Origin of the sequence: Herbiconiux daphne, assembly GCF_024979295.1 — a bacterium.
GTDB lineage: Bacteria > Actinomycetota > Actinomycetes > Actinomycetales > Microbacteriaceae > Herbiconiux > Herbiconiux daphnes.
Genome location: NZ_JANLCJ010000110.1, coordinates 1 through 1,211, shown reverse-complemented (window position 1 = coordinate 1,211; position 1,211 = coordinate 1). Strand labels below are relative to the sequence as shown.

General features: G+C 44.9%; 1 protein-coding gene. It reads right to left on the bottom strand.

From position 1 onward, the window contains the following. Positions 1 to 1,211: pyocin knob domain-containing protein (locus tag N1032_RS23385; protein ID WP_259542750.1), on the bottom strand; the 1,211-nt coding region annotated here is incomplete at both ends.

Below are 1,211 nucleotides of genomic sequence, written 5' to 3'. Positions count from 1 at the left end.
TTCTGAGCAAGAGAAGGCTCAAGAGCAGTATTCCATTCAGAAGAAATGTCACCACCAGTCTTGGCTTTGTTACCGTTCCACTTCAATGCACCCTGATAACAAGCATCAATCTGCACTGCACCAGTAGAAGCGTTACCACCCATACGAATAGCACCAATAGAATCACTGGCTAAACCTGTTCCACCAGAACCATCAGGGTTTCTGGTAGTCAAGAAACCGTTAGGAAGAGTAACAGTGAAATACTGATAACCACCTGGGTTCTTAATCTGCACAGCACCAACAGGGTTAGAAGTAACCACCTGTGTCATAGCACCAATCTGGAAACGACGAGAACCAGTAATACCTTCCAGACCACTGGTGTAGTCAGGTGTAGCACTCTCAGTCGGGCCACCCCAAATCTGAAGACTTCTATCCTTGTCATTGATACCGAAGCCCCAAGGAGCATTCGCATCTTGATAGCCTGGATAGTCAGGGTTAGGAACCTTGTTTGTTGGCGGGTCAAGATACTGTGGAGTGCTAACAGTATTTTTCAACTTACTTGGCTGTGGATGGAAGTAGATGTTTGTCATAACACCACGAGTAGGTGGATGAGCTTTATCCCAACCATTCTTGGCAGCATCAGGGTCTTGACTCCCATCAGGTTTCAAGAAGAAGTTATCAATAACAAACGCATTCAGTTTAGTGTGCCACGGAGACCATTTACCCATATTCACATTACCCTGAACGGCCTGCCAAGTTCTTGTGAACTCTTGGTTAGTTTCCCAAGTGCGATAGGTTTGAGTAGTTCCATTCCCATTAGCACCACTTACTTCGACAGTCAACAGACCTGCTTCTGGAACTGGATAGTTAGCACCAGCATTAGATGCAGCAGTAGTTAATGGTTGACGCCAATAACCTTTGTAACCATCACCTTTGAATTGGTCAAGATTAATACCAGGGGCAATAGAACCATTAGAAGGCATCTCAATACCCAGAGATGTTTGAGCAGCAGCTTTAGAATTACCGCCTGTGCCACCGTGAGCAAAATCAACTACACCTTGGTCATTAGCAGTTGCTAAACGAACCCACTGAGACCACGTAAACACTGGAGATTTGTAACGAACCCAAGTAGCTTGTAGACTTGCATATACTAACTTTTGTTTAACATTACCAAAGGCATCAGCATAGATGGATACCAGAGCTTTACCAGAACGAAGAGATGCTGGTGTTCC